Origin of the sequence: Moorena sp. SIO2C4, from assembly GCF_010672485.1 — a bacterium.
Taxonomy (GTDB): Bacteria; Cyanobacteriota; Cyanobacteriia; order Cyanobacteriales; family Coleofasciculaceae; genus Moorena; species Moorena producens.
On the sequence record NZ_JAAHGN010000791.1, the window covers coordinates 1 to 3,634 of the forward strand.

Annotated in this window: 3 protein-coding genes; all 3 read left to right on the top strand. The window is 47.8% G+C overall.

Annotated features, from left to right (window positions below):
- Positions 1–610: 610 nt before the first annotated feature.
- On the top strand, positions 611–742 hold the full coding sequence (locus F6K20_RS29100; protein ID WP_287250366.1) for a hypothetical protein: 132 nt from the start codon (positions 611–613) through the stop codon (positions 740–742).
- A gap of 402 nt (positions 743–1,144) precedes the next feature.
- Positions 1,145–2,554: a DEAD/DEAH box helicase gene (locus F6K20_RS29105; RefSeq protein ID WP_287250368.1), complete on the top strand. Its 1,410-nt coding sequence runs from the start codon at positions 1,145–1,147 to the stop codon at positions 2,552–2,554.
- A 224-nt stretch (positions 2,555–2,778) separates the two neighbouring features.
- On the top strand, positions 2,779–3,634 hold an 856-nt coding region (gene thrC, locus F6K20_RS29110), incomplete at its 3' end, for a threonine synthase (RefSeq protein WP_287297006.1).

Sequence of the window (3,634 nt, forward strand, 5' to 3'; positions counted from 1 at the left end):
TTCATTCCTCTTTAGGAACCATAGTATCAGTAGAAATTACTTATAGTGATGTCTACGACTTGTATGGTTCTGTAGTACTACCTCCTTAAAAAAGCTACAGGCTTTAACTAGGGGCTGGAATTAAACACTCCACCACTAGGGGAAGTAATCTGGTCAATCCTGAACCAGACCTGATCCAAGGTCTTTTAGATTATGGAGCTGTAGACAAGGTGTCTAGCCTTGTGAAAAGCCGGTGTCTGTCGCCCATAGTTCTGTCGCCCATAGTAATGGCAGACTAAACGGCAGACTAAACGGCACAGTAAACGGCACACTTAAAAGACCTGCTTAGGGGGTAAAAACTAGCTGAGCGGTGCATCAATTCAGCTTTGAGGGTCAAATTTGGGATGATTTACCCCACCCGAATCCAACGGGCAATACCTAGCTAGCGATGCAGAGGTGCGACCCGTGGCGAATTTAATTCGCCAAGGTCAAACGCACCATTACGGTCTTGGGGAGGCAGCGCGGTCTTGGGGGTTCCCCCCATGAGCGACTGCCGTGGTTTCCCCCACTCGCTATTGCATCAAGACAAGGAGCCACCCTCAACCTGACAAGCGATGCAGAGGTGCGACCCGTGGCGAATTTAATTCGCCAACGGAAAGCGCACCATTACGGTCTTGGGGGTTTCCCCCACTCGCTATTGCATCAAGACACTGTGTCTAGGGCATTAACCATTGCGTCTGTAAGACGTGTTCTTGTGGGATGAACCTACTCTCAAGCTTTTAGGCACACTAAATAGGTCGCAACAGACCCCAGCTGATGGTGACAGCCATGCAGAGGTGCGACCCGTGGCGAATTTAATTCGCCAAGGTCAAACGCACCATTACCGACCTGAGGGGGGTTAACCCAAAGCGCGACTGCATCAAGACAAGGTGCAACGCGCGGAGTTGATGCCTATCAACACCAAATGGGTGGAAACTAAACCGCTTTCTACTCATGTAATCTCATCATAGGTGTCTCAAGGCAAAAGCCATGGTGAGTCAAACTTGATGGCTCACTGTCTTTATAGCCATGACAATGTTTCCTGACACGTTCAACTACTAACTTAACTTTCTGACTTACCAGAAAAAAAACCACAACTAACCAACGAAAAATCGAAAAATAACTTATGACCGTTTCTTTCCAAAGCCTGGGATTGTCTGAATCTTGTGTAAGCCAACTCGAAAAAATCGGCTTCACTACACCTACTACTATCCAAGCCCAAGCTATTCCTGAACTGCTCAATGGCCATGATGTACTCGGTATGTCTCAAACCGGTACTGGCAAAACAGCAGCGTTTTCCCTACCAATGCTAGATCGCATTGACTTGGACAAGCGAACCGTACAAGCCTTAATTCTAACCCCAACCCGAGAGTTAGCCCAGCAAGTTAACCAAGCGATTCGGGACTTCAGTGAGGACCGTCGATTGCATATACTAACCGTCTGCGGTGGTCAGTCCATTGAGCGGCAAATTCGGATGCTGTACAAAGGCGCTCAGATTGTGGTAGGAACTCCCGGACGGGTGATTGACTTGCTAGACCGGGGAGACCTTAAGCTGGAAAACCTGAGCTGGGTGGTACTTGATGAAGCCGATGAAATGTTAAGCATGGGCTTTATCGATGATGTTAAGAAAATCCTGCAACAGACTCCCGAAGATCGTCAGACTACTTGCTTCTCAGCAACTATGCCCCGGCCAATTCAGGACCTAGTCAGCAAGTTCCTGAAATCCCCGGTCACTGTTAAAGTTCAGCAATCGAAAGCAGCACCAGCGCGCATTGAACAGCGAGTTTACATGGTACCCCGTGGCTGCTCAAAAATCAGGGCTCTCCATCCGATTCTGGAACTGGAAGACCCAGAAGCTTCAATCATTTTTGTGCGGACACGAAAAGCTGCTGCTGAACTAACGAACCAATTACAAGCGGCTGGTCACAGTGTAGATGAGTACCACGGTGATTTGAGTCAGAGTCAGCGGGAGCGGTTATTATATCGGTTCCGGAAAAATCAAGTGCGTTGGGTAGTAGCAACCGATATTGCTGCTCGTGGTCTAGATGTGGATCATCTCACCCACGTGATCAATTTTGACCTGCCAGATCAAGTCGAAAGCTACATTCACCGCATTGGTCGTACCGGTCGTGCTGGTAAGACAGGAACAGCAATTACCCTGATTCAACCTTTTGAACGCCGTAAACTCTACCAGATTGAGCGCAAGGTGCGGCAACGGTTGGAAGTTACCCGGATTCCGACCCGCTCACAAATTGAGACCCGGCGCTTAGAAAGACTGCAGGCAGAGTTACGGGAAGCTTTATCAGGGGAACGGATGGCTTCTTTCTTGCCAGTTGTACGGGAGTTGGAAGAAGAATATGATGCTCATGCGATCGCAGCGGCAGCATTGCAATTGTTCTATGACAAAACTCAACCCCCCATTAGTGACGATCTCGAAGAACGAATGGTGGAACGTCCCAAACTGCGGCTTAACACAGATAAACGCCATCGCACAGAAAAACCCAGAAAGCCTGTGATTCAGAATCAGTCAAGATAAGATAGACAAAGATGAAGTGTAAAGGATGAAGGCGTATTGGATGAAGTAGCAAAATATACCAGTTGCTGAGTAAGCAATAAAAATCAATGGAAGGGTTGACATCTCATAACCTTCATGCTTCATGCTTCATGCTTCATACTTCACACTTCACACTTGATACTTCACCCTTAATACTTCCCTAACCAAACGTGGCTTCAAGTCTGTCTGTTTCTGATTCGTCTACTGTGAGTGGTGGCATTTCTACTTCACTCAACTGGCCTGGCTTAGTTGAGGCTTACCGTCCTTATTTGCCAGTCACTGACTCCACACCAGTGGTAACCTTACTCGAAGGTAATACTCCCCTAATTCCTGTGCCCACTATTGCCAAAATTATTGGCAGAGGAGTAAAGGTACTGGTGAAATATGACGGTCTCAATCCTACCGGTAGTTTTAAAGACCGGGGAATGACCATGGCGATTTCAAAAGCTAAGGAAGCAGGAGACCAGGCGGTAATCTGTGCTAGTACCGGAAATACCTCGGCATCAGCAGCAGCCTACGCTAGTCGGGGGGGAATGCGGGCATTTGTGATTGTTCCTGATGGTTATGTGGCTCTGGGGAAATTAGCCCAAGCGTTGGTATATGGAGCAACAGTAATAGCGATTAAGGGAAATTTTGATGACTGCTTGAAAATTGTCCGGAAAATGGCATCAAAGTATCCCGTGACCTTGGTCAATTCCGTCAATCCTTATCGCTTAGAAGGTCAAAAGACAGCTGCGTTTGAAATAGTGGACAACTTAGGTGATGCTCCTGATTGGCTGTGCATACCAGTGGGGAATGCTGGCAATATTTGTGCCTACTGGATGGGATTTTGCGAGTACCATGAACACGGGAAATGCGATCGCTTACCCCAAATGATGGGATTTCAAGCATCTGGAGCATCTCCGATTGTCGCTGGCAAAGTCCTAGAGCATCCCGAAACCATTGCAACCGCAATTCGGGTGGGCAACCCAGCTAGCTGGGAAAAAGCGATCGCAGCCCAAGAAGCTAGTAAAGGGGCATTTAATAGCGTTACCGATCAAGAAATTTTAGATGCCTATCGGA

What these genes read in the sequence shown, in the direction of transcription:
- F6K20_RS29105 (WP_287250368.1), top strand. Translation starts at nt 1,145, where the DNA reads ATGACCGTTTCTTTCCAAAGCCTGGGATTGTCTGAATCTTGTGTAAGC.